This window comes from Pectobacterium peruviense (genome assembly GCF_003312355.2).
GTDB lineage: Bacteria > Pseudomonadota > Gammaproteobacteria > Enterobacterales > Enterobacteriaceae > Pectobacterium > Pectobacterium peruviense.
In genome coordinates this window covers 3,662,694-3,683,521 of record NZ_CP161826.1, presented here as the reverse complement: position 1 = coordinate 3,683,521, position 20,828 = coordinate 3,662,694, and the positions used below count along the sequence as shown (strand labels likewise).

Sequence of the window (20,828 nt, the reverse complement as noted above, 5' to 3'; positions counted from 1 at the left end):
GAAGAAGCGCTCAGAACAGAGCGCTTTTTTAGCCTATTTCTAGGTTTTCGGAGCCGTCATCTGCTGTCCCATTATCCGCATATCGTGGCCAGTCGGTGTTTGGTGAATACGGAGATCGAACTCCGGCAAGATCGCAAAGATATGGTCGAAAATATCGGACTGGATACTTTCGTAATCAACCCAGGCGGTGGTGTTGGTAAACGCGTAAATTTCCAGCGGTACCCCTTCAGACGTTGGCGCAAGCTGCCGTACCATCAATGTCATTCCTTTATGAATCCCCGGATGGGTGCGTAGGTAAACCTGAAGGTAGGCGCGGAACGTACCCAAATTCGTCAGACGACGGCCGTTCAGCGGCGATGTCAGGTCTGAATCGGACTGCGCATTATGCTGATCTAACTCGCTCTTCTTATTCTGAATATAAGCCGATAGTAACTTGCTGCGCAGCAATCGTACCTGCTCGTCTTCCGTCATGAAATGCACGCTGGTGGTATCGATATTGATGCTACGCTTGATGCGCCGTCCCCCAGATTCTGACATCGAACGCCAATTCTTGAAGGAATCGGACACTAGCGAGTAGGTGGGAATGGTGGTGACGGTATTGTCCCAGTTTTTCACTTTTACCGTCGTCAGTCCGATGTCGATGACGGCACCGTCAGCGCCATATTTCGGCATTTCGAGCCAGTCTCCCAGTGTCAGCATGTCGTTGGCGGAAAGCTGGATGCCTGCGACTAGCCCCATGATCGGATCTTTGAACACCAACATCAGCACAGCGGCCATTGCACCTAAACCACTAATCAGAATCAGTGGTGATTTCCCTATGAGCAGTGACACCACCATGATACTGATGACGATAGTGGCGATCAGTTTCAGGCTCTGGAAGATACCGCGCAGCGGCAGTTGTGCAGCGACCTTGGTTCGGGCGGACACATTGAGCAGCACATCGAGTAGCGAGAAGAGGGACAGCAGCGCAAAAATCATAATCCACACTTGGGAGCAGATGATGAGCGCTTCACGGGTTTCACTTTGCGCGGGAAGCCACACAAAGACCTGAATATTGAGGATTACCCCCTGTAGTAAGAAGGCCAGCCGGTTAAACAGGTTGTGTTGCGTCAGCGCCTGTTTCCACCCGTGGCCTTCTGTCTTTCCTGGCTTATTGAGTGAACGCAGAACCATTCCTTTCAGCACAACCTGATGCAAAATCAGGTGAATGACGGCAGAAATGAGCAATATAAGCCCAAGAACAATCAGTAATGCAATGATGCCAGCGTGTTGTATGTCTGCTTCTCTCAACCACAGCGCGAGGTTTTGTTGCATGCGTTCTCCTTTTATTCCATTTATTCCATCAATCTGTCGTGCATTAACACGATGTGAGGTTAAGGCTAAGGATTTAGTAACCGTGTTGCCGGTCAAGCATTTTTATGAGTCGTCATCCCATAATTTTTGTCATAGGGCTGCTGCGTATGCAGCACGCCATAACACAGATGCACCAGTTTCCTCATCGCCGCCCCTATCGCCACCATCTTCGCTTTTCCTTTTAGCCGCAATCTTTCATAGAGCGCTCTCACATGACTGTTCCAACTGATAGCCGCTATGGCTCCCATATACAGCTTTGCCCGGATGCCCGGCGGCCCTATTTTAGACAATCTGGCTCTGCCACACACCGAGGTGCCTGAACGTCTCTCTACAGGGATAACCCCCAGATACGCCGCCACCTGTTCCGCACTCCTGAAGTGATTACCCCGGATGATGGCTAACATATTCCACCCGATTTGCTCTCCAACTCCATCAATCGATTGCAGAAGTTTCAGGTCGTTTTTTAGCCTGGGATGCTTATCTATATGCTCCGCTATCAGGCGTTCAATCCTTGCCAGCTCATCCTTTAAATTTCGTTCAATCGACTCCAGCGAGGTCAGGACTTCTTCCGGGGCCACTGTGGATTTCAACGTGCTCAGCCGATTTTCTACGCGTTGTTTATCATCAAGCACGCTATCCCTGTGCTGCAATAATGCCCTGAGTTTTCTTATTTCTTGCGAAGGCGGAACCCAATTTTCTGGTTGTTTCAGGTAGCCATAGCACGCCAGAACATAGGCATCCACTTTATCCGTTTTCGTCAATATCCCCATTCCTTTGGCAAATTCACGCACTCGATGGGGATTTGCCACTGACACAAGAATGTTAGCCAGATGAAGGCCATAAGCGAGGTGTTCGTGATAAATGCCCGTCGCTTCCATGATGATATGAGCTTGGCTCGGTTCACATTTTTGCAGGGTTAACCATTGAGCCAAAGCCTGTGCTGAGTTGGGGCCATTGGGTAACACTTTCGTCTTCCGTTTACCTTTAATGCCATCAACCAATAAGCACACATCGATAAAACGTTTACTGATATCAATGCCGACGTAATACATAATGTCCCCCCTTTCACTGAAGCCGTCACGCCCGTTCCGCTTGTACATCCAGAGTCAGTGCTCTAGGTAACCGTTCAATGTTAATGCTGGCGTGAAAGGTGAAACAGAGGGCTTAAACTCAATCGCAAGGTTATAGCCTTGGCGCCCCTTGGAAGCTCACTCTGTTTCATGTAGTGATAGCTAATCACTACATGAGAAAGATACAAGCGCCCCTAGTCAACCTTTTGTATTCTCTGGGATCGCGTAGGGAAGGGGAAAATGATTAGGGAAACATCACGAACAAAATAAATATCCTCCGGCATAGCCGGAGGTTTTTCATATGCGCCTATAAGGCTCTCTTACCTGCCGCGCCCTAACAGGCGCATCGCGATCTGACATTTGCATCTATGGATTACTTACGGCCCGTAAACGGGCTGCCAGGATATGGGATCGAGAGTTGCTCACCCATTTTATCCTCTGCCAGTTGGTGCTTTATGTATTCTTGTATCCTGACCGTGTTTTTCCCTACCGTATCAACGTAATACCCTCGGCACCAAAATTCCCTGTTACGGTATTTGAACTTCAAATCGCCAAACTGCTCATAAAGCATCAGGCTGCTCTTTCCCTTTAGGTACCCCATAAATCCCGAGACACTCATCTTAGGCGGGATTTCCAGAAGCATATGGATGTGATCCACACAGCATTCCGCTTCCAGAATATTCACGTTTTTCCATTCGCACAGCTTTCTTAAAATACTGCTATCGCTTTGCGTTTTTCCCCGTAGAACACCTGCCTTCGGTACTTCGGCGCAAAAACTATGTGATATTTACAGTTCCATCGCGTGTGCGCTAAGCTCTTTTCGTCCCTCATTGGGACCCCCTTTTGATTTCTTGTTGAACGTTTGCAGTTGCCAGACCGCAAACTGTTTTAACAAATCAAAAGGGGTTTTTATAACTGGCCCAAAGCTGAAAGCTTTACTGAACCCCCAGCCTAGCTGGGGGTTTTCTGGGCACAAAAAAAAGCCAGTCGCATAGCAACTGGCTTGATTATCACATTACCCATGAGGGCAAGGATGGGTATTACAGCTTGTCTGCGTTCTCAGACAGGTATTTTGCTACGCCATCTGGTGACGCACCCATACCTGATTTTCCTTTTTCCCACTGTGCAGGACACACTTCGCCGTGCTCTTCGTGGAATTGCAGTGCGTCAACGGTACGCAGCATTTCATCGATGTTACGACCCAGTGGCAGATCGTTCACCACCTGGTGGCGAACTACGCCGTTTTTGTCGATAAGGAAAGAACCACGCAGTGCAACACCGGCTTCAGGGTGCTCAATGCCGTAAGCCTTCTGAATTTCACGCTTAATGTCAGCAACCATCGCGTATTGCACTTCACCGATGCCGCCTTTATCCACAGGGGTTTTACGCCATGCGTTGTGAACAAACTCGGAGTCGAAGGAAATACCAACCACTTCTACGCCACGCTTTTTGAATTCAGCATAGCGGTGATCGAAAGCAATCAGTTCTGATGGACAAACGAAGGTGAAGTCCATCGGCCAGAAGAAAATCACGGCAGCTTTACCGTTGATGTGCTTCTTCAGGTTGAAATTTTCGACGATTTCGCCACTGCCTAAAACGGCAGCTGCGGTGAAGTCTGGGGCTTGACGAGTTACCAGGACCATAATTACTCCTGTAGATAGCGGTTAATAATCGGAGGATGTAAAAGACAGCGATCAGTATAGGGATTCTGCTTGAGTGAATACAGGCAAAGAGACCAATCAATGAGATAGCTTTTGTCTATTGAACTCATCGCTATTTCCTTTCAATAAACCACATTAACCCTTTTAATCGAAAGGACAATAGGTTGCGTAGAAAAACGGAAAAGTTATGAACTCACAGCTGCTGCGTTTTCGCTAGCTGCATCATGCGTGGATAAAATTGCCAGAAGAGTATTTCAAATTGGTGATAGTGCTGCTCGATATCCTGAAAAGAACCGGACAGTGCGGCCAGCTTCGGGCGTCGCACTGACATTCTGTGCAGTACATCCGCGATAAACGGCAGTTCCGCATAGCGCGTCATCCAACGTTCCGGCCACAAATAGAGATTCAGGTTCTGAAAGCGTTCAGGGGTTTGCGCCAGATGGGGCTCGATTTGTGATTGAGCGCCATCGATAAAGATCTGTAAAGGCGTGTCCGGCACCAACTGTAGCCAGTGACGTGCAAGATAGTGATCCCACAAAACATCTAGCGTAATGGGGGCAACGCGGCGGAACTCATCACTGAAATACTGACGTGCCTGTTTGACTTCCGGCAGGCTGTCGGTCAGTGAGTCAACGCGGCGATGCAGGCGGATACCCGCGACGATCTCGTCAGCGTAGCTGTCCTGTGGGTTGCCGCGAACAAAGTCCGCCATCAGATTACCTAACAGGGAGCTGTCGGCCAGCGTGGCCAGATGAAGGTGGGCAAGAAAATTCATGGCAACAGTATATACCCTTCATCTTTCGAGTTACAGGCTCGTTGGCTGCCCTTAAATACTCGGCCCGTCGTGGGCCTCGCCCTGAAGGGCCGCTGCAAGCAGCGTTCAAATCTGCTCCCGACAGATTTGTCACCCCAGTCACTTACTGATGTAAGCTCCTAGGGACTCCCTCAGTTGCCGCCTTCCTGTATCTCGAAATCTATTGGGTATCATGCATTCCACGTCTCAGGTGCTTATTCCTTGCAGCCATGCGCTTGCGGCTCTAGACTAGGCCGCCCATTTTTATGTATTAACAGCTAAGTGAATTGCCATGCGTGTTGCCGATTTTTCGTTTGAACTTCCTGAATCATTAATTGCCCATTATCCACAAGCGGAACGCAGTGGTTGCCGCCTGTTGTCGCTGGATGGGCCGACGGGGGATCTGACGCACGGTGTGTTTACCGATTTGCTGGAGAAATTGAATCCGGGCGATTTGCTGGTATTCAACAATACGCGCGTGATTCCGGCACGCTTGTTTGGTCGCAAAGTCAGTGGCGGCAAGCTGGAAGTGCTGGTGGAACGTGTGTTGGATGATCATCGTATTCTTGCCCACGTTCGGGCGTCAAAAGCGCCAAAGCCGGGCACGGAACTGCTGCTGGGTGATGATGAAAGCGTCAAGGCTACGATGGTCGCTCGTCATGACGCGCTATTTGAGCTGCATTTCGATGACGCTCGCGATGTCCTGTCGATTCTGAATGACATCGGCCATATGCCGCTGCCGCCTTACATCGACCGGCCTGATGAAGACGCTGACCGTGAGCTTTATCAGACGGTGTATAGCCAGCGTCCGGGGGCTGTAGCTGCGCCGACGGCGGGCTTACATTTTGATGAGCCGATGTTGGCCGCGCTGTGTGAGAAGGGCATCGAAATGGCGTTCGTTACGCTGCACGTAGGTGCTGGTACTTTCCAGCCGGTTCGCGTCGATACGATTGAAGATCACATCATGCATGCTGAATATGCTGAAGTGCCGCAAGATGTCGTCGATGCCGTGTTGGCGTGCAAGGCGCGTGGAAATCGCGTGATAGCGGTTGGCACTACCTCGGTACGTTCACTGGAAAGTGCTGCGCAGGCCAGTCAGGATGCGCCGATCGCTCCGTTCTTCGGTGATACCAAGATTTTTATCTATCCGGGCTATCACTACCGCATTATTGATGCGCTGGTGACCAATTTCCATTTGCCCGAGTCGACGTTAATTATGCTGGTGTCGGCCTTTGCCGGTTACCATAACACGATGTCTGCCTACCGTGAAGCGGTGGCAGAGCAGTATCGTTTTTTCAGCTACGGTGATGCGATGTTTATTACGCATAACCCGATGGCCGAACAAGAGAAAGTGGGATAAATCCTGCTTTCTACATAATAGTGATGCCACAGATCACGCTCTGTCAGGCATTAATACATCATGACCATCAGACTGTTTTTCTGATGCTGGAGGCTAAGTGAAGTACGAATTACAAACAACAGACGGCCGTGCGCGACGCGGTAGATTGATTTTTGATCGTGGCGTGGTAGAAACCCCTGCGTTTATGCCCGTGGGCACTTACGGCACGGTGAAGGGCATGACGCCGGAAGAAGTGAAAGAGACTGGCGCACAGATCTTGCTTGGTAATACGTTCCATCTGTGGCTACGCCCCGGTCAGGAAATCATGAAGCTGCACGGCGATCTGCACGACTTCATGAACTGGCACGGCCCGATTCTGACGGACTCTGGTGGTTTTCAGGTGTTCAGTCTCGGCGATATTCGCAAGATTACCGAGCAGGGTGTGCACTTCCGTAATCCGATCAACGGAGACTCGATTTTCCTTAGCCCGGAAAAATCGATGGAGATTCAGCACGATCTCGGTTCCGATATCGTGATGATCTTTGATGAGTGTACGCCGTATCCTGCCGATTGGGATTACGCCAAGCGCTCCATGGAGATGTCACTGCGTTGGGCGAAACGCAGCCGCGAGCGTTTTGACGAGCTAGAGAATAAAAATGCGCTGTTCGGCATTATTCAGGGTAGTGTTTACGAAGATTTACGTGATGTATCCGTAAAAGGGCTGGTAGACATTGGCTTTGATGGGTACGCTGTGGGCGGTTTGGCGGTGGGTGAACCGAAAGAAGACATGCACCGTATTCTGGAGCACGTTTGCCCGCAGATTCCAGAAGATAAGCCGCGCTATTTGATGGGTGTTGGCAAACCGGAAGATCTGGTTGAAGGTGTACGCCGCGGCGTCGATATGTTTGACTGCGTCATGCCAACGCGCAACGCACGTAACGGGCATCTCTTCGTGACTGATGGCGTCGTGAAAATCCGTAATGCGAAGCATAAAGATGACGTCAGCTCGCTGGATGAACACTGTGATTGCTACACGTGTCGCAATTATAGCCGCGCCTACTTGCATCATCTTGACCGTTGCAACGAAATACTTGGAGCACGGCTCAATACCATCCATAACTTGCGTTATTATCAGCGTTTAATGGCAGGTTTACGTCAGGCCATTGAAGAGGGTAAATTAGAGCACTTTGTGGTGGATTTTTACCAACGGATAGGCAAAGCCATTCCGCCGCTTGCTGAAAAAGACGTTGCTGCAAGCAACTGACAGCCCGTTTGCTATGAATTGCATTTTGCTGTGAAGCGTTTTTACGATTGTAAGGTTGATAATTTATCTTTTTGATAGCTTATCTTTTTGACAAAAAAGAGGATATTTAAATGAGTCTTTTCATCTCCGATGCTGTAGCTGCAACCGGCGCTCCGGCTCAGGGAAGCCCGTACTCTCTGGTTATTATGCTGGCCGTTTTTGGTCTGATTTTCTACTTTATGATCCTGCGTCCTCAGCAAAAACGCGGCAAGGAACACAAAAAGTTAATGGATTCCATCGGCAAGGGTGATGAAGTCTTAACGACTGGCGGTCTGGTTGGTCGCGTGACTAAAGTGTCCGACACTGGCTATATTGCGATTGCGTTGAACGAAACCAATGAAGTGGTTATCAAACGTGATTTTGTGGCTGCCGTGCTGCCGAAGGGCACGATTAAGGCCCTGTAATTTCCGATTTTCCCGAAGGGAACTGCCGTGTTAAATCGTTATCCTTTGTGGAAGTACCTGATGCTGGTCGTGGTGTTGTTTGTCGGCCTGCTCTACGCACTTCCTAACCTATATGGTGAGGATCCGGCGGTACAAGTTACTGGCGCGCGGGGAACCGCCGCCAGCGAAACGACGCTGATCCAAGTCCAGAATGTTCTAAAAGAACAAAATATTACCAGTAAGTCAGTTGCGTTGGAAAACGGTGCAATTCTGGCTCGCTTCTCTAACCCTGATATTCAGCTCCGCGCGCGTGAAGCGCTCGTTAATGAGCTGGGCGAAAAATTCGTCGTCGCGCTAAACCTTGCACCTGCCACGCCAACCTGGCTGCGGTTGTTAGGCGCTGAACCGATGAAATTGGGGCTTGACCTGCGCGGCGGCGTTCACTTCCTGATGGAAGTGGATATGGATACAGCGCTGGGTAAACTGCAAGAACAAACCATGGACTCTTTGCGCAGCGATCTGCGTGAAAAGAACATTCCTTATGCCGCTGTGCGCAAGATTGATAATTACGGCGTCGAAATTCGTTTCCGTGATGCTCAAACGCGTGATGATGGCCTCAATTATCTGACGTCTCGTCACCGCAATCTGGTTCTCAGCAGCAGCGGTAGCAACTTGCTACGCGCAGTGATGTCTGACGAGCGTCTGCGTGAAGCACGTGAATACGCAGTACAGCAGAACATCAATATCCTGCGTAACCGTGTGAACCAACTGGGCGTTGCCGAACCGCTGGTACAGCGTCAGGGTGCTGACCGCATCGTTGTTGAGTTACCGGGTATTCAGGATACGGCGCGCGCGAAAGAAATTCTTGGCGCAACTGCTACGCTGGAATTCCGTCTGGTCAACAGTAATGCTGATTCGACTGCAGCGGCGAACGGCCGTGTGCCGGGCGACTCTGAAGTGAAAAACATGCGTGACGGTTCACCCGTTGTGTTGTTCAAACGCGTGATTCTGACGGGCGACCATATTACCGATTCGACATCAAGTACGGATGAATACAATCAGCCTCAGGTGAATATTTCTCTGGACAGCGCTGGTGGCAACACCATGTCCAACTTCACCAAGGACAGTATCGGCAAGCTGATGGCAACGCTGTTTGTGGAATACAAAGACAGCGGCAAGAAAGATGCTACGGGTCGTTCGATACTGGAAAAACACGAAGAAGTCATCAACGTGGCGACGATTCAGTCGCGATTGGGTAACAGCTTCCGTATCACTGGTATTGATAACCCGAACGAAGCACGTCAGCTTTCTCTTCTGTTACGTGCGGGTGCGCTGATTGCTCCAATCCAGATCGTGGAAGAACGTACCATTGGTCCAACGCTGGGGATGCAAAACATCACTCAGGGCCTGGAAGCCTGCTTGTGGGGCTTGATCGCATCGATCCTCTTCATGGTCTTCTTCTACAAGAAGTTTGGTGTCATCGCAACGAGTGCACTGGTCGCTAACCTGGTATTGATTGTCGGCGTGATGTCGCTGCTACCAGGGGCTACGCTGACCATGCCGGGTATCGCGGGTATCGTGCTTACGCTGGCGGTCGCAGTGGATGCTAACGTACTCATCAACGAACGTATCAAGGAAGAACTCAGTAATGGCCGTTCTGTGCAACAGGCTATTCATGAGGGCTACAAAGGTGCATTTAGCTCGATTGTTGATGCGAACGTCACCACTCTGATTAAGGTCATCATCCTGTACGCTGTGGGGACAGGCTCTATCAAAGGGTTTGCTATCACTACCGCTATTGGGATTGCGACCTCAATGTTTACGGCGATCGTCGGTACTCGTGCCATCGTTAACCTGCTTTACGGCGGTAAACGTATCAACAAACTGTCTATCTAGGAGTGCGTTGTGGCACAGGAATACAGCATTGAACAACTAAACCATGGGCGTAAAGTCTATGATTTCATGCGCTGGGACACATTGGCATTTGTGATTTCCGGTCTGCTGATCATTATCTCTATCGCGATCATGGGTGTACGTGGTTTCAACTGGGGGCTCGACTTTACCGGTGGTACAGTCATTGAGATTAACCTTGAGAAACCTATCGATCTCGATGTACTGCGTAGCTCATTGGAAACCTCTGGTTTTTCAGAGCCACAGGTGCAGAATTTCGGTAGCAGCCGTGACGTGATGGTGCGTATGCCACCCGTTTCTGGCAGCGAAAACGAAGCGCTCGGTAACAAAGTGCTGACGGTGGTGAATGATACCTTCCAGCAGCATGCAACGGTAAAACGTATTGAGTTCGTCGGGCCGAGCGTGGGAAGCGATTTGGCACAGGCAGGCGCACTGGCGCTGTTGTCTGCGTTGATTGCCATCCTTATTTATATCGGTTTTCGCTTTGAATGGCGTCTGGCGTTGGGGGCCGTGCTGGCCTTGGCGCACGATGTAATTATTACGATGGGTCTACTATCTCTGTTTTATGTTGAGGTTGACCTAACGATAATTGCCTCGCTGATGTCGGTAATTGGTTATTCACTTAACGATAAGATCGTCGTGTCTGACCGTATTCGTGAGAACTTCCGCAAGATTCGTCGTGGAACGCCTTACGAAATTACCAACATTTCTCTGACGCAGACGCTGCACCGTACCATCATCACTTCAGCAACCACGCTGGCGATGATTTTGATTTTGATGGTCTTCGGTGGCGCGTTATTGCATGGCTTCTCACTGACGATGTTTATCGGTGTAATCATCGGTACGATCTCTTCTATCTACGTTTCTTCTGCTCTGGCGCTGAAACTGGGTATGACGCGTGAACACCTGCTGGTTCAAAAAGTGGAAAAAGAAGGGGCGGACCAACCGTCTATCCTGCCTTAATCTGCTGACCGTAAACATAAAAAACCCCGCGTTGCGGGGTTTTTTGCATTTTAGCGCAGGGACATGTGTTAGGGGGACTCGGTTGCGGCAACAGGTGGCGGACTTTGTATTTCCTGAACCTGATGCACTCGAACAAAACCAAGTTCTTCCGGCGACAGGCCGCTCAGACGTAATTCAATAAGTGCTTCGGATTTTGGTAACAGCGTGGGAGAGACAACAAAAGACTGTGTCTGTGTGTCGCCAGCTAAAGGTTTACCACTCACGGGGTCGAGTCGTCCCCAATCAAGCTGTGCGCCAAAGGCTGGCAGCCCTTTCGCATCAAGTGTGCGAATGTGCAGTAACGCACTTGTTCCGTTCGCTTCTGTCTCGATATTGCGTAGCGATACGCTGAGTCTGCCAATACTGCTTTCCAGCATGGTGCTGGTTTGTGCTGCGGGCAGTAAATAAACGCCGGAGGTGGATTGGGAGTTCAACGCATTTTGTCGTTCTAACGCGGTGGCCTGATCGGTCAGCGTTTGTAATTGCTGATTTAACTGACCTATCTGATTCTGCAATTTTGGCATCTGGCGCTGTTCGGCGCACCCAGCAAGCAAAAGTAGTGCTGGCAGGAAGGTCAGTACGCGATATCGGGTTCTCATATCTGTGTTTCCCCTTTCGATGTTTTATACCCGTCATACTTCAAGCCGCATGTGCGTTGGCTTCGTTCAGTCACCCGAATCACTTACTCAAGTAAGCTCATCGGGATTCCCTCGCTTGCCGCCTTCCTGCAACTCGAATTATTTAGGGTATATTCATTGATCCGTTAATCCCTGTTGCTGAGTTTAGCTGTGATTAAGCCTGAGTCATAGGAGAGGCGGCTTTTTTCATCCCGCTATCAGAAGAGATGCGAAACCCTTCGCAACGTGGATCAGGAGTTTTGGTTAGTCCGTTAATTCAGGGTAAACTGTCTCTACGTTAAGGATTACTGGTCAGGACACATCATGCATTGCCCGTTTTGTTCCGCTGTTGATACCAAAGTCATTGATTCCCGTCTGGTCGGCGAAGGTTCGCAAGTCCGTCGTCGTCGGCAGTGTCTGGTTTGTCATGAACGTTTCACCACGTTTGAAGTGGCTGAACTGGTACTGCCGCGAGTCATCAAAAGCAATGAAGTGCGCGAGCCTTTTAATGAAGATAAATTGCGCAGCGGCATGCTAAAGGCGCTGGAAAAAAGGCCTGTGAGTTCTGATGACGTCGAAATGGCGATTAATCACATTAAATCTCATCTTCGTGCTACCGGAGAACGAGAGGTGACCACCAAGATGGTGGGGAATTTGGTGATGGAAGCATTGAGAAAGCTGGATAAAGTCGCTTATATCCGGTTTGCATCGGTGTATCGCAGCTTTGAAGATATCCGTGAATTTGGCGAAGAGATTGCGCGTTTGCAGGATTAAATCGTATCGATTCGACAGAGATAAGAGGTTCGGGAATGAGTGCTTTTCAGGAAAACGGCCAGTCGCCGCAGGATGAATTATACATGGCGCGTGCGTTAGAACTGGCGCGTCGTGGCCGTTTTACGACAGCACCCAACCCTAATGTTGGCTGCGTGATCGTGCGTGATGGCGAAATTGTCGGCGAAGGCTACCATTTCCGTGCTGGTGAACCTCACGCAGAGGTACATGCGCTGAGAATGGCGGGGGAACGTGCGCATGGCGCCACGGCCTATGTCACGCTGGAACCGTGCAGCCACCATGGCCGAACGCCGCCTTGCGCCGATGCGCTGATTACTGCTGGCGTTTCCCGTGTGGTTGCTGCAATGCAGGATCCAAACCCGCAGGTTGCGGGTCGTGGTTTACATCGCTTACAGCAAGTGGGGATTGCCGTTAGCCATGGCTTGATGATGGCTGAAGCCGAGAAAGTTAATGTAGGCTTCCTGAAACGTATGCGGACGGGCTTTCCTTACATGCAACTCAAAATGGCGGCGTCTTTGGATGGGCGCACTGCGATGGCATCGGGAGAAAGCCAGTGGATTACTTCACCGCAGGCACGGCAGGATGTACAGCGTTTTCGCGCTGAGAGTGCGGCGATTCTAAGCAGCAGTGCGACAGTCTTGGCCGACGATCCTTCTCTCACTGTACGGTGGTCAGAACTGGATGCTGATGTCCAGAAGCGCTATTCCGAAGCCGATCTCAGGCAGCCCGTTCGGGTCATTGTAGACGGCCAACAGCGGGTTACACCACAGCATCGGATTGTTAGCCAACCGGGTGAGACCTGGCTAGCACGAGTGCAGGCTGATGAACAGACATGGCCACTGGGCGTTGAACAAGTCATGCTACCGCAGCACAATGGTGGGGTTGATCTGGTGGCGCTGATGATGGTGCTGGGAAGACGTCAGATTAACTCTGTCTGGGTTGAAGCGGGTGCCAGTCTGGCTGGGGCGCTGCTTAATGCTGGTGTCGTTGATGAACTTATCGTTTATCTTGCCCCCAAACTATTGGGTGAAAATGCTCGTTCGCTTTGCCTCTTGCCAGGGCTGGATCAGCTGTCTCAGGCTCCGGAATTTGACATCGCAGAAGTGCGCCAGGTTGGCCCAGATTTACGATTACGCCTGAGACCCAAATTCTGATGTGCATGTAAATACGCGGTGCGTGTTCGACAAAACCGAATACGTGCCAGCAAAAATTATGATAGAATCCGCCCCCCTGCGGGGCATAAAGACCAGATAAAGGAAAGCTATGAACGTTATCGAAGGTGTTGTTGCTACTCCTGATGCTCGTGTGGCGATTGCGATTGCGCGTTTTAACCATTTTATTAACGACAGCCTGCTGCAAGGTGCGATTGATGCCTTGAAACGCATTGGTCAGGTTAAAGACGAAAACATCACCGTTGTCTGGGTGCCGGGTGCTTACGAACTGCCATTGACGGTTCGTGCGCTGACCAAAAGCGCGAAAAATGGCGGTTATGATGCTGTTATTGCTCTGGGAACGGTCATCCGTGGTGGAACAGCGCATTTTGAATTTGTTGCTGGCGAATGTAGCTCTGGCCTGTCCTCCGTTGCGATGGACAGCGAAATCCCTGTTTCTTTCGGCGTTCTGACGACGGAAAGTATTGAACAGGCGATTGAGCGTGCTGGCACGAAAGCGGGGAACAAAGGTGCAGAAGCTGCCTTGACCGCGCTAGAAATGATTAATGTATTGAAAGCGATTAAGTAAGCCTGATTAAGTAAGGGGAATTCCGTGAAACCTGCTGCTCGTCGCCGCGCTCGTGAATGTGCGGTTCAAGCGCTTTACTCCTGGCAATTATCTAAAAATGATATTGCCGATGTTGAACACCAATTCCTGAGCGAGCAGGATGTCAAAGATGTCGACATTACCTATTTCCGTGAATTGCTGGCGGGCGTTGCCACTCAAGCTGAGAAGCTTGATCAACTGATGGCACCTTTCCTGTCTCGCCAGATTAACGAATTGGGACAGGTTGAAAAAGCGATTCTGCGTTTGGCGATGTTTGAGCTGAGCAAGCGCGAAGACGTTCCTTACAAGGTGGCGATTAACGAGGCCATCGAACTGGCTAAAATCTTCGGCGCTGAAGATAGCCATAAGTTTGTGAATGGCGTGCTCGACAAAGCTGCTCCGAGTGTACGGAAAGGCAAGAAGTAAAATGAATCGAATCAGGGCCGGATATCCGGCCCTGATCGCTTTTGAATGATAGGTTGGCTGGAAAGGTTATGGTTGAAGGTGAGTTTGACCTTATTGCCCGCTATTTTAATCGGGTTCGAAGTTCACGTCGCGATGTTGAATTAGGCATCGGTGATGACTGTGCGTTACTCACGGTGGCAGATAAGCAGATGCTGGCGGTGAGTACCGACACGCTGGTATCTGGTGTTCATTTCCTACCTGATATCGATCCCGCCGATCTGGGTTACAAATCTCTGGCAGTGAATTTAAGCGATCTGGCTGCAATGGGCGCCGATCCTGCCTGGCTTTCTCTCGCTATTACCCTACCTCAAAGCAACAGCCAATGGCTGTCCGCGTACAGTGACAGCTTATTTGAACTGCTTGATTATTATGGCATGCAGTTGGTGGGCGGTGATACGACGCGCGGTCCGCTTAGCCTGACGCTGACTATCCACGGTCTGGTGCCTGTTGGCCGAGCGTTAACGCGCCGTGGGGCCAGAATTGGCGATTGGATTTATGTTACTGGATCATTAGGTGATAGCGCTGCTGGTCTGGCTATCCTCCAGAATCGACTTCACGTTGATGATGATGGAGCGCGGCAAGGGCTGCTTCAGCGTCATCTTCGTCCTCAGCCCAGAATCCTGCAAGGGCAGGCGCTGCGCGATCTCGCCAGCTCGGCTATCGATCTTTCCGACGGTCTCATTTCTGATCTACAGCATATACTTAAAGCCAGCGAATGCGGTGCGCGTATTCATCTGGACGCGATCCCACAATCTGATTGGTTGCGAAGCTGTACTGACGAAGAACAGGCTTTGCGCTGGGCGTTATCTGGTGGTGAAGACTATGAGCTGTGCTTTACCGTGCCGGAAATTAACCGTGGTGCGCTGGAGCTTGCCTTGGGGCATCTCGGTGCCGCCTATACCTGTATCGGGCAAATCGGGCCTTCATCTGAAGGATTACGTTTTTTCAGGGATAATAAAGCGACCGAGCTGAACTGGAAGGGGTATGACCATTTTAGCGAGCAAAACTGATTCCGAGAATAAGACGAAAGGCGCTGAAGTGGCAAAACGCCGCTTACGGCTGAGTAATCCGTGGCACTTGTTGGCGACGGGGTTTGGTAGCGGTTTATCGCCTTGGATGCCGGGTACGGTAGGATCGCTGGCAGCGATTCCACTGTGGTATTTCATGTCGTTCCTGCCGCTTGAATTGTATTCGCTGTTGGTGATGCTGAGTATTTGTATCGGTGTTTACCTGTGTCATCAAACGGCAAAAGATATGGGTGTTCACGATCACGGCAGCATCGTCTGGGACGAATTTGTCGGTATGTGGATTACCCTGATGGCGATCCCGGTGGATAGCTGGCAATGGGTAGCGGCGGGATTTTTCGTCTTTCGCTGTCTGGATATTTGGAAGCCTTGGCCGATTCGCTGGTTTGATCGCAACGTGCATGGCGGTATGGGGATCATGATCGATGATATCGTCGCGGGGGTGATCTCTGCGGGAATTATCTATTTTATCGGCCATCACTGGCCGATATTCTGACGCCACGTCATTAGTTAACCGGGGTCATGTGCCCCGGTTTGCGTTAATCGCTTATTCCATCCACTGCGTGATTCTGCGCTCAATGCCTGCAGCATCCAGACCTAGATCGACGCGAATTTCTTCCTGCGAACCTTGTGGGATAAATACGTCTGGTAGCCCAATGTTTAGTACCGAGACAGCAAGGCGTTTCGCCATCAAGAATTCATTAACACCGCTCCCTGCACCGCCCATAATCGCATTCTCTTCCAGCGTCACAAACGTGCTATGAGACTGCGCCAGCTCTTCAAGTAACGCTTCATCCAGCGGTTTCACGAAACGCATGTCGACGAGCGTGGCGTTTAACTTCTCTGCCGCAGCCTGAGCTTCCGGTAACAGTGTACCGAAATTCAGAATCGCGATCGTTTCGCCCTGACGGCGCACCACACCTTTGCCGATTGGCAGCTCTGATAGTGCTGTCAGCTCAGTACCCGTACCGTTTCCACGTGGGTAACGTACCGCCGTAGGACCTTTCTGGTAGTGATAGCCCGTGTGCAGCATCTGGCGACATTCATTTTCATCGCTGGGCGTCATGATGATCATATTTGGGATGCAACGTAAGAAAGAGAGATCGAATGCACCCTGATGCGTTTGCCCATCGGCACCGACGATGCCGCCGCGATCGATAGCAAACAGAACCGGTAGATTCTGGATCGCCACGTCGTGGATAACCTGATCGTAGGCACGTTGCAGGAAAGTAGAGTAAATGGCGACGACCGGATGATAGCCACCGACAGCCAGACCCGCAGCAAATGTGACGGCGTGTTGTTCGGCAATCGCCACGTCAAAATATTGCTGCGGATAGTCACGGGAAAATTGCACCATGCCGGATCCTTCGCGCATCGCTGGCGTGACCGCCATGAGCTTGCTGTCTTTGGCTGCAGTTTCCTGTAGCCATTGACCGAAGATTTTGGAATAGGTGGGTTGTGCGCCTTCTTTGCTTTTTGGCAACGTACCGCTGGCTGGATCGAATTTTGGTACCGCGTGCCAACTGATCGGGTCCTGCTCGGCGGGGGCGTAACCCTTGCCTTTCTTCGTCATGATGTGCAGAAGCTGTGGGCCTTTCAGATTGCGCATGTTTTTCAGCGTATGCGCCAATGCCTGAACGTCATGGCCGTCAACTGGACCAATATAATTAAAGCCCAGCTCTTCAAATAGTGTACCTGGCACAACCATGCCTTTAAGGTGCTCTTCGGTGCGTTTCACCAGCTCTTTGATGGGAGGCAGGCCGGATAAGACCTTTTTACCGCCTTCACGCAGGCTGGCGTAGAGCTTGCCGGATAACAGTTGTGCGAGATGGTTGTTCAATGCGCCGACGTTTTCCGAAATCGACATTTCATTGTCGTTCAGCACAACCAATAGATCGGATTTAATGTCGCCCGCGTGGTTCATTGCCTCAAAGGCCATGCCTGCGGTAATTGCGCCGTCACCGATTACACAAACGGTACGGCGACCTTTGCCTTCACGCTCGGCGGCAACGGCCATACCCAGTCCAGCACTGATTGAGGTGGATGAATGTCCGACGCTTAATACATCATATTCACTTTCATCGCGCCACGGAAAGGGGTGCAAACCGCCTTTTTGGCGGATTGTTGAAATCCGATCGCGACGACCTGTGAGGATCTTGTGCGGGTAAGCCTGATGGCCGACATCCCACACCAGATGATCAAAAGGCGTGTTATAGACGTAGTGCAGCGCAACCGTTAACTCAACCGTCCCTAACCCTGAAGCAAAATGTCCACTTGAACGGCTGACGCTGTCCAGCAGATATTGGCGCAGCTCATCGCACAGCTTTGGCAGGCTCTCTTTCGGTAGCAACCGAAGTTCATCCGGTGTTTCCACTAACGCCAATGTAGGGTACTTCGCGGTATCAAAACTCATTAGAGACTCATTAAGTAATTACTTATCGCGTTCAACGATGAAATTCGCCAGCGCTTGTAGTGGCGCAATATTCAGGGGGATCGGGCTGGATGCGACAAGATCGTCGAGCGATGCCAGTGATTCCTGATAGAGCTCCTGTGCTTTTTTTCGTGCATTATCTAACCCCAGTAAACTGGGGTAGGTGCTTTTACCTAACTGCTGGTCTGCACCCTGACGTTTGCCTGTTGTCGCGCTGTCGCCAACAACATCGAGAATATCGTCCTGAACCTGAAAGGCGAGCCCAATCGCGTTAGCGTAGCGATCCAGATGGGGCAATGCTGCGCGGCCAGTATCACCCGCGGCTAGCGCACCCATCCGAACGGCGGCGCGGATCAAGGCGCCTGTTTTGTGGCGATGAATCCGCTCTAATGCAGTCAAATCGACCTGATGGCCTTCTGCTTCCAGATCGAAAGCCTGACCGCCGCACATGCCAGCTACGCCACTTGCCTGCGCGAGTTCTGAAATCATCGCCAGCCGATCGCGGTCAGAGACCTGCGGCATCGGCGCATCGGCCAGAATAGAGAAGGCCAGCGTTTGCAATGCGTCGCCCGCTAGAATGGCAGTGGCTTCGCCAAATTTGATATGGCAGGTCGGCTGTCCGCGGCGCAAATCGTCGTCGTCCATCGCCGGTAAATCGTCATGAATCAATGAATAGGCATGGATACACTCTACTGCCGAAGCCGGAGCATCCAGACTTTCTAGCGGCATGCCAAACAGTTCACCAGTAGTATAAACCAGAAACGGACGCAGGCGTTTGCCCCCTAAGAGTGAGCCATACTCCATCGCATTGACCAGTGGACTACTCTGAAAGGGGAGGCTGGCGATGAAGTGCCCCAACATACGGTTAGTACGTTGGTAATGCGCATTCAGTTGCGTACTAAAATCGGTCATAGCGTGTCATTATCCGGCGTAAACGGTGACAGCGACGCATCGGGATCGTCGCTCAGCAGAATTTGCACGCGCTGTTCGGCCTGTTGCAGCTTTTGCTGCCCTTGACGAGCGAGCTGGATGCCATGCTCAAACTCATTTAGCGCATCGTCCAGCGGCAGTTCACCTGATTCGAGGCGGGTAACGATTTTTTCCAGTTCGTTCAGTGAGCTTTCAAAGCTGACTGGCTGCTCGGTCTTCTTAGGCATAGTGGTTTCGGAATCCTGGTGTTATACGCCGTTGGCTTGTGGCGGCAAAGCGTGGTGTTGCGTTTGGTCATCCGTGGATGGCGCGACGATTATACGGTTAAAACGCACAGTATATCTGCATATAATGATATACTCCGCGCCTTGGATGCTATTGGTAAAATCATCTCTGTTCTGGCTGATTTTACCGATAACGTGATTTTAGTGCCCAGGGTAAATTTATTTACACCTTTCTGATCAAGTAACGACAGCCACCATGAAGTTTATCATTAAATTGTTCCCGGAAATCACCATCAAGAGCCAATCTGTTCGGTTGCGCTTTATCAAGATTCTAACCGGAAACATTCGCAACGTATTAAAACACTATGATGAAACGCTGGCGGTTGTCCGTCACTGGGATCATATCGAAGTTCGGGCTAAAGACGAAAATCAGCGTGAAGCGATTCGTGATGCACTGACGAGAATTCCGGGTATTCACCATATTCTGGAAGTTGAAGACCACGCCTATACCGACGTGCACAACATCTTTGAACAGGCGTTGGTGCTGTATCGTGAACGGTTGGAAGGCAAGACGTTTTGTGTGCGGGTAAAACGCCGCGGTAAGCATGAGTTTAGCTCACAGGACGTGGAGCGCTATGTTGGCGGCGGTTTGAACCAGCATATTGAGACTGCGCGAGTCAACCTCACTGCGCCGCAGGTCACTGTGCATCTGGAAATCGAACAGGATCGTCTGCTGCTGATTAAAGGTCGCAATGAGGGGATCGGCGGCTATCCGATTGGCACGCAGGAAGATGTGTTATCACTGATTTCCGGTGGTTTCGACTCCGGTGTATCCAGCTATATGTTGATGCGTCGCGGATGCCGCGTGCATTACTGCTTCTTCAACCTTGGCGGCGCAGCACACGAGATTGGTGTGAAACAGGTGGCACATTATCTGTGGAACCGTTTTGGAAGTTCACACCGTGTTCGTTTTGTTGCTATCGATTTCGATCCCGTTGTCGGTGAAATTCTGGAGAAGGTCGATGACGGCCAGATGGGCGTCGTGCTGAAACGTATGATGGTGCGTGCTGCCTCCAAAATTGCCGAGCGTTACGGTGTTCAGGCGTTGGTGACCGGTGAAGCGTTAGGGCAGGTTTCCAGCCAGACGCTGACTAACCTGCGTTTAATCGACAATGCCTCCGATACCCTGATTCTGCGCCCGCTGATTTCTCATGATAAAGAACACATTATCAAACAGGCTCGCGAACTGGGCACGGAAGATTTCGCTAAAACGATGCCGGAATACTGCGGTGTGATCTCCAAAAGCCCGACGGTGAAGGCAGTGAAAGCGAAGATTGAGGCCGAAGAGGGCCACTTTGATTTCTCTATCCTGGATCGTGTGGTGAGCGAAGCGCGCAATATTGATATTCGTGAGATCTCCGAGCAGACCAAGCAAGAAGTGGTTGAAGTCGAAACGGTTGCATCATTTACGCCAACCGACGTACTGCTGGATATCCGTTCTCCAGATGAACAGGATGATAAGCCGCTTGAATTGGCTCAGATCGAAATCAAATCCTTGCCGTTCTACAAGCTGGGTACGCAGTTTGGCGATTTGGATCAGAGCAAAACCTACCTGCTTTACTGCGAGCGTGGCGTGATGAGTCGCTTGCAGGCGCTTTACCTGCGTGAGCAAGGTTTTAGCAATGTGAAGGTATACCGTCCGTAATAGAATAAGGCGCGCAAGCGCCTTAGACTTGCATTCCATTATCACCGTTTTCGTTCCTCAAATAGA

20 protein-coding genes and 1 pseudogene are annotated in these 20,828 nt (G+C 50.8%); 12 read left to right on the top strand and 9 right to left on the bottom strand.

The features are described 5' to 3' along the window. Positions 1-39: 39 nt before the first annotated feature. The 5 genes and pseudogenes from DUT67_RS16700 to DUT67_RS16680 form a co-directional block, all read right to left on the bottom strand. Positions 40-1,314: a mechanosensitive ion channel family protein gene (locus tag DUT67_RS16700; RefSeq protein WP_113632012.1), complete on the bottom strand. Its 1,275-nt coding sequence runs from the start codon at positions 1,312-1,314 to the stop codon at positions 40-42. A 92-nt stretch (positions 1,315-1,406) separates the two neighbouring features. Then, the gene (locus DUT67_RS16695; protein ID WP_113628142.1) at positions 1,407-2,405 is read right to left on the bottom strand and encodes an IS110 family transposase; all 999 of its coding nucleotides are present in this window, start codon (positions 2,403-2,405) and stop codon (positions 1,407-1,409) included. A gap of 391 nt (positions 2,406-2,796) precedes the next feature. Continuing rightward, positions 2,797-3,254, bottom strand: a pseudogene (gene tnpA, locus DUT67_RS16690) (IS200/IS605 family transposase). Positions 3,255-3,463: 209 nt separating this feature from the next. Then, positions 3,464-4,066: a peroxiredoxin C gene (locus DUT67_RS16685; RefSeq protein WP_048259109.1), complete on the bottom strand. Its 603-nt coding sequence runs from the start codon at positions 4,064-4,066 to the stop codon at positions 3,464-3,466. A 211-nt stretch (positions 4,067-4,277) separates the two neighbouring features. After that, the gene (locus tag DUT67_RS16680) at positions 4,278-4,859 is read right to left on the bottom strand and encodes an ACP phosphodiesterase (RefSeq protein ID WP_113632885.1); all 582 of its coding nucleotides are present in this window, start codon (positions 4,857-4,859) and stop codon (positions 4,278-4,280) included. Positions 4,860-5,169: 310 nt separating this feature from the next. Here DUT67_RS16680 and queA point away from each other — a divergent pair, with 310 nt between their 5' ends. The 5 genes from queA (at position 5,170) to secF (ending at position 10,776) form a co-directional block, all read left to right on the top strand. Continuing rightward, positions 5,170-6,237 (top strand): tRNA preQ1(34) S-adenosylmethionine ribosyltransferase-isomerase QueA, encoded by a 1,068-nt coding sequence (gene queA / locus DUT67_RS16675; RefSeq protein ID WP_113632884.1) that lies wholly within the window; start codon positions 5,170-5,172, stop codon positions 6,235-6,237. 97 nt (positions 6,238-6,334) lie between these two features. Then, the gene (gene tgt, locus DUT67_RS16670; protein ID WP_048259112.1) at positions 6,335-7,480 is read left to right on the top strand and encodes a tRNA guanosine(34) transglycosylase Tgt; all 1,146 of its coding nucleotides are present in this window, start codon (positions 6,335-6,337) and stop codon (positions 7,478-7,480) included. A gap of 110 nt (positions 7,481-7,590) precedes the next feature. Further along, positions 7,591-7,923, top strand: a complete 333-nt coding sequence (gene yajC, locus DUT67_RS16665) for a preprotein translocase subunit YajC (RefSeq protein WP_048259113.1) — start codon at positions 7,591-7,593, stop codon at positions 7,921-7,923. A 27-nt stretch (positions 7,924-7,950) separates the two neighbouring features. Beyond that, entirely contained in the window at positions 7,951-9,798 is a 1,848-nt protein-coding gene (gene secD / locus DUT67_RS16660; RefSeq protein WP_072062000.1) for a protein translocase subunit SecD, read from the top strand. A 9-nt stretch (positions 9,799-9,807) separates the two neighbouring features. Further along, complete coding sequence (secF, locus tag DUT67_RS16655) at positions 9,808-10,776, top strand: protein translocase subunit SecF (protein ID WP_048259115.1); 969 nt, start codon at positions 9,808-9,810, stop codon at positions 10,774-10,776. A gap of 68 nt (positions 10,777-10,844) precedes the next feature. On the opposite strand, the gene DUT67_RS16650 is transcribed toward secF, so the two are convergent. Continuing rightward, on the bottom strand, positions 10,845-11,414 hold the full coding sequence (locus tag DUT67_RS16650; RefSeq protein WP_048259116.1) for a DUF3251 domain-containing protein: 570 nt from the start codon (positions 11,412-11,414) through the stop codon (positions 10,845-10,847). A gap of 342 nt (positions 11,415-11,756) precedes the next feature. Between DUT67_RS16650 and nrdR the strand changes: the two genes are divergently transcribed. The 6 genes from nrdR to pgpA all read left to right on the top strand — a co-directional run bounded on the left by nrdR (position 11,757) and on the right by pgpA (position 15,968). Then, positions 11,757-12,206, top strand: a complete 450-nt coding sequence (nrdR, locus tag DUT67_RS16645; protein WP_011092719.1) for a transcriptional regulator NrdR — start codon at positions 11,757-11,759, stop codon at positions 12,204-12,206. A gap of 35 nt (positions 12,207-12,241) precedes the next feature. Then, complete coding sequence (gene ribD, locus DUT67_RS16640) at positions 12,242-13,378, top strand: bifunctional diaminohydroxyphosphoribosylaminopyrimidine deaminase/5-amino-6-(5-phosphoribosylamino)uracil reductase RibD (RefSeq protein ID WP_113632883.1); 1,137 nt, start codon at positions 12,242-12,244, stop codon at positions 13,376-13,378. A 109-nt stretch (positions 13,379-13,487) separates the two neighbouring features. After that, positions 13,488-13,964 carry a 6,7-dimethyl-8-ribityllumazine synthase gene (gene ribE / locus DUT67_RS16635; RefSeq protein WP_048259118.1) on the top strand — a complete coding sequence of 159 codons (477 nt, stop codon included), beginning with the start codon at positions 13,488-13,490 and terminating at the stop codon, positions 13,962-13,964. A gap of 24 nt (positions 13,965-13,988) precedes the next feature. Continuing rightward, on the top strand, positions 13,989-14,408 hold the full coding sequence (nusB, locus tag DUT67_RS16630; RefSeq protein ID WP_048259119.1) for a transcription antitermination factor NusB: 420 nt from the start codon (positions 13,989-13,991) through the stop codon (positions 14,406-14,408). A 68-nt stretch (positions 14,409-14,476) separates the two neighbouring features. Continuing rightward, the gene (gene thiL / locus DUT67_RS16625) at positions 14,477-15,457 is read left to right on the top strand and encodes a thiamine-phosphate kinase (RefSeq protein WP_113627187.1); all 981 of its coding nucleotides are present in this window, start codon (positions 14,477-14,479) and stop codon (positions 15,455-15,457) included. Further along, positions 15,432-15,968: a phosphatidylglycerophosphatase A gene (pgpA, locus tag DUT67_RS16620; RefSeq protein WP_113632882.1), complete on the top strand. Its 537-nt coding sequence runs from the start codon at positions 15,432-15,434 to the stop codon at positions 15,966-15,968. The genes thiL and pgpA overlap by 26 nt, the downstream gene beginning before the upstream one ends. A gap of 51 nt (positions 15,969-16,019) precedes the next feature. On the opposite strand, the gene dxs is transcribed toward pgpA, so the two are convergent. The 3 genes from dxs to xseB are packed head-to-tail and all read right to left on the bottom strand — an operon-like array spanning position 16,020 to position 19,060. After that, positions 16,020-17,885, bottom strand: a complete 1,866-nt coding sequence (gene dxs / locus DUT67_RS16615; protein ID WP_113632881.1) for a 1-deoxy-D-xylulose-5-phosphate synthase — start codon at positions 17,883-17,885, stop codon at positions 16,020-16,022. Between the two features lie 18 nt (positions 17,886-17,903). Further along, on the bottom strand, positions 17,904-18,815 hold the full coding sequence (gene ispA, locus DUT67_RS16610) for a (2E,6E)-farnesyl diphosphate synthase (protein ID WP_113627184.1): 912 nt from the start codon (positions 18,813-18,815) through the stop codon (positions 17,904-17,906). Continuing rightward, positions 18,812-19,060 (bottom strand): exodeoxyribonuclease VII small subunit, encoded by a 249-nt coding sequence (xseB, locus tag DUT67_RS16605; RefSeq protein ID WP_113627183.1) that lies wholly within the window; start codon positions 19,058-19,060, stop codon positions 18,812-18,814. Before xseB ends, ispA begins: the two co-directional genes overlap by 4 nt. A gap of 253 nt (positions 19,061-19,313) precedes the next feature. Between xseB and thiI the strand changes: the two genes are divergently transcribed. Continuing rightward, complete coding sequence (gene thiI, locus DUT67_RS16600; RefSeq protein WP_113627182.1) at positions 19,314-20,762, top strand: tRNA uracil 4-sulfurtransferase ThiI; 1,449 nt, start codon at positions 19,314-19,316, stop codon at positions 20,760-20,762. The last annotated feature ends 66 nt before the right edge of the window (positions 20,763-20,828 follow it).

What these genes read in the sequence shown, in the direction of transcription:
- DUT67_RS16700 (WP_113632012.1), bottom strand. Translation starts at nt 1,314, where the DNA reads ATGCAACAAAACCTCGCGCTGTGGTTGAGAGAAGCAGACATACAACAC.
- DUT67_RS16650 (WP_048259116.1), bottom strand. Translation starts at nt 11,414, where the DNA reads ATGAGAACCCGATATCGCGTACTGACCTTCCTGCCAGCACTACTTTTG.
- pgpA (WP_113632882.1), top strand. Translation starts at nt 15,432, where the DNA reads ATGACCATTTTAGCGAGCAAAACTGATTCCGAGAATAAGACGAAAGGC.
- queA (WP_113632884.1), top strand. Translation starts at nt 5,170, where the DNA reads ATGCGTGTTGCCGATTTTTCGTTTGAACTTCCTGAATCATTAATTGCC.
- ribD (WP_113632883.1), top strand. Translation starts at nt 12,242, where the DNA reads ATGAGTGCTTTTCAGGAAAACGGCCAGTCGCCGCAGGATGAATTATAC.
- DUT67_RS16680 (WP_113632885.1), bottom strand. Translation starts at nt 4,859, where the DNA reads ATGAATTTTCTTGCCCACCTTCATCTGGCCACGCTGGCCGACAGCTCC.
- thiL (WP_113627187.1), top strand. Translation starts at nt 14,477, where the DNA reads ATGGTTGAAGGTGAGTTTGACCTTATTGCCCGCTATTTTAATCGGGTT.
- dxs (WP_113632881.1), bottom strand. Translation starts at nt 17,885, where the DNA reads ATGAGTTTTGATACCGCGAAGTACCCTACATTGGCGTTAGTGGAAACA.
- DUT67_RS16695 (WP_113628142.1), bottom strand. Translation starts at nt 2,405, where the DNA reads ATGTATTACGTCGGCATTGATATCAGTAAACGTTTTATCGATGTGTGC.
- ispA (WP_113627184.1), bottom strand. Translation starts at nt 18,815, where the DNA reads ATGACCGATTTTAGTACGCAACTGAATGCGCATTACCAACGTACTAAC.
- DUT67_RS16685 (WP_048259109.1), bottom strand. Translation starts at nt 4,066, where the DNA reads ATGGTCCTGGTAACTCGTCAAGCCCCAGACTTCACCGCAGCTGCCGTT.
- yajC (WP_048259113.1), top strand. Translation starts at nt 7,591, where the DNA reads ATGAGTCTTTTCATCTCCGATGCTGTAGCTGCAACCGGCGCTCCGGCT.
- ribE (WP_048259118.1), top strand. Translation starts at nt 13,488, where the DNA reads ATGAACGTTATCGAAGGTGTTGTTGCTACTCCTGATGCTCGTGTGGCG.
- nrdR (WP_011092719.1), top strand. Translation starts at nt 11,757, where the DNA reads ATGCATTGCCCGTTTTGTTCCGCTGTTGATACCAAAGTCATTGATTCC.
- thiI (WP_113627182.1), top strand. Translation starts at nt 19,314, where the DNA reads ATGAAGTTTATCATTAAATTGTTCCCGGAAATCACCATCAAGAGCCAA.
- xseB (WP_113627183.1), bottom strand. Translation starts at nt 19,060, where the DNA reads ATGCCTAAGAAGACCGAGCAGCCAGTCAGCTTTGAAAGCTCACTGAAC.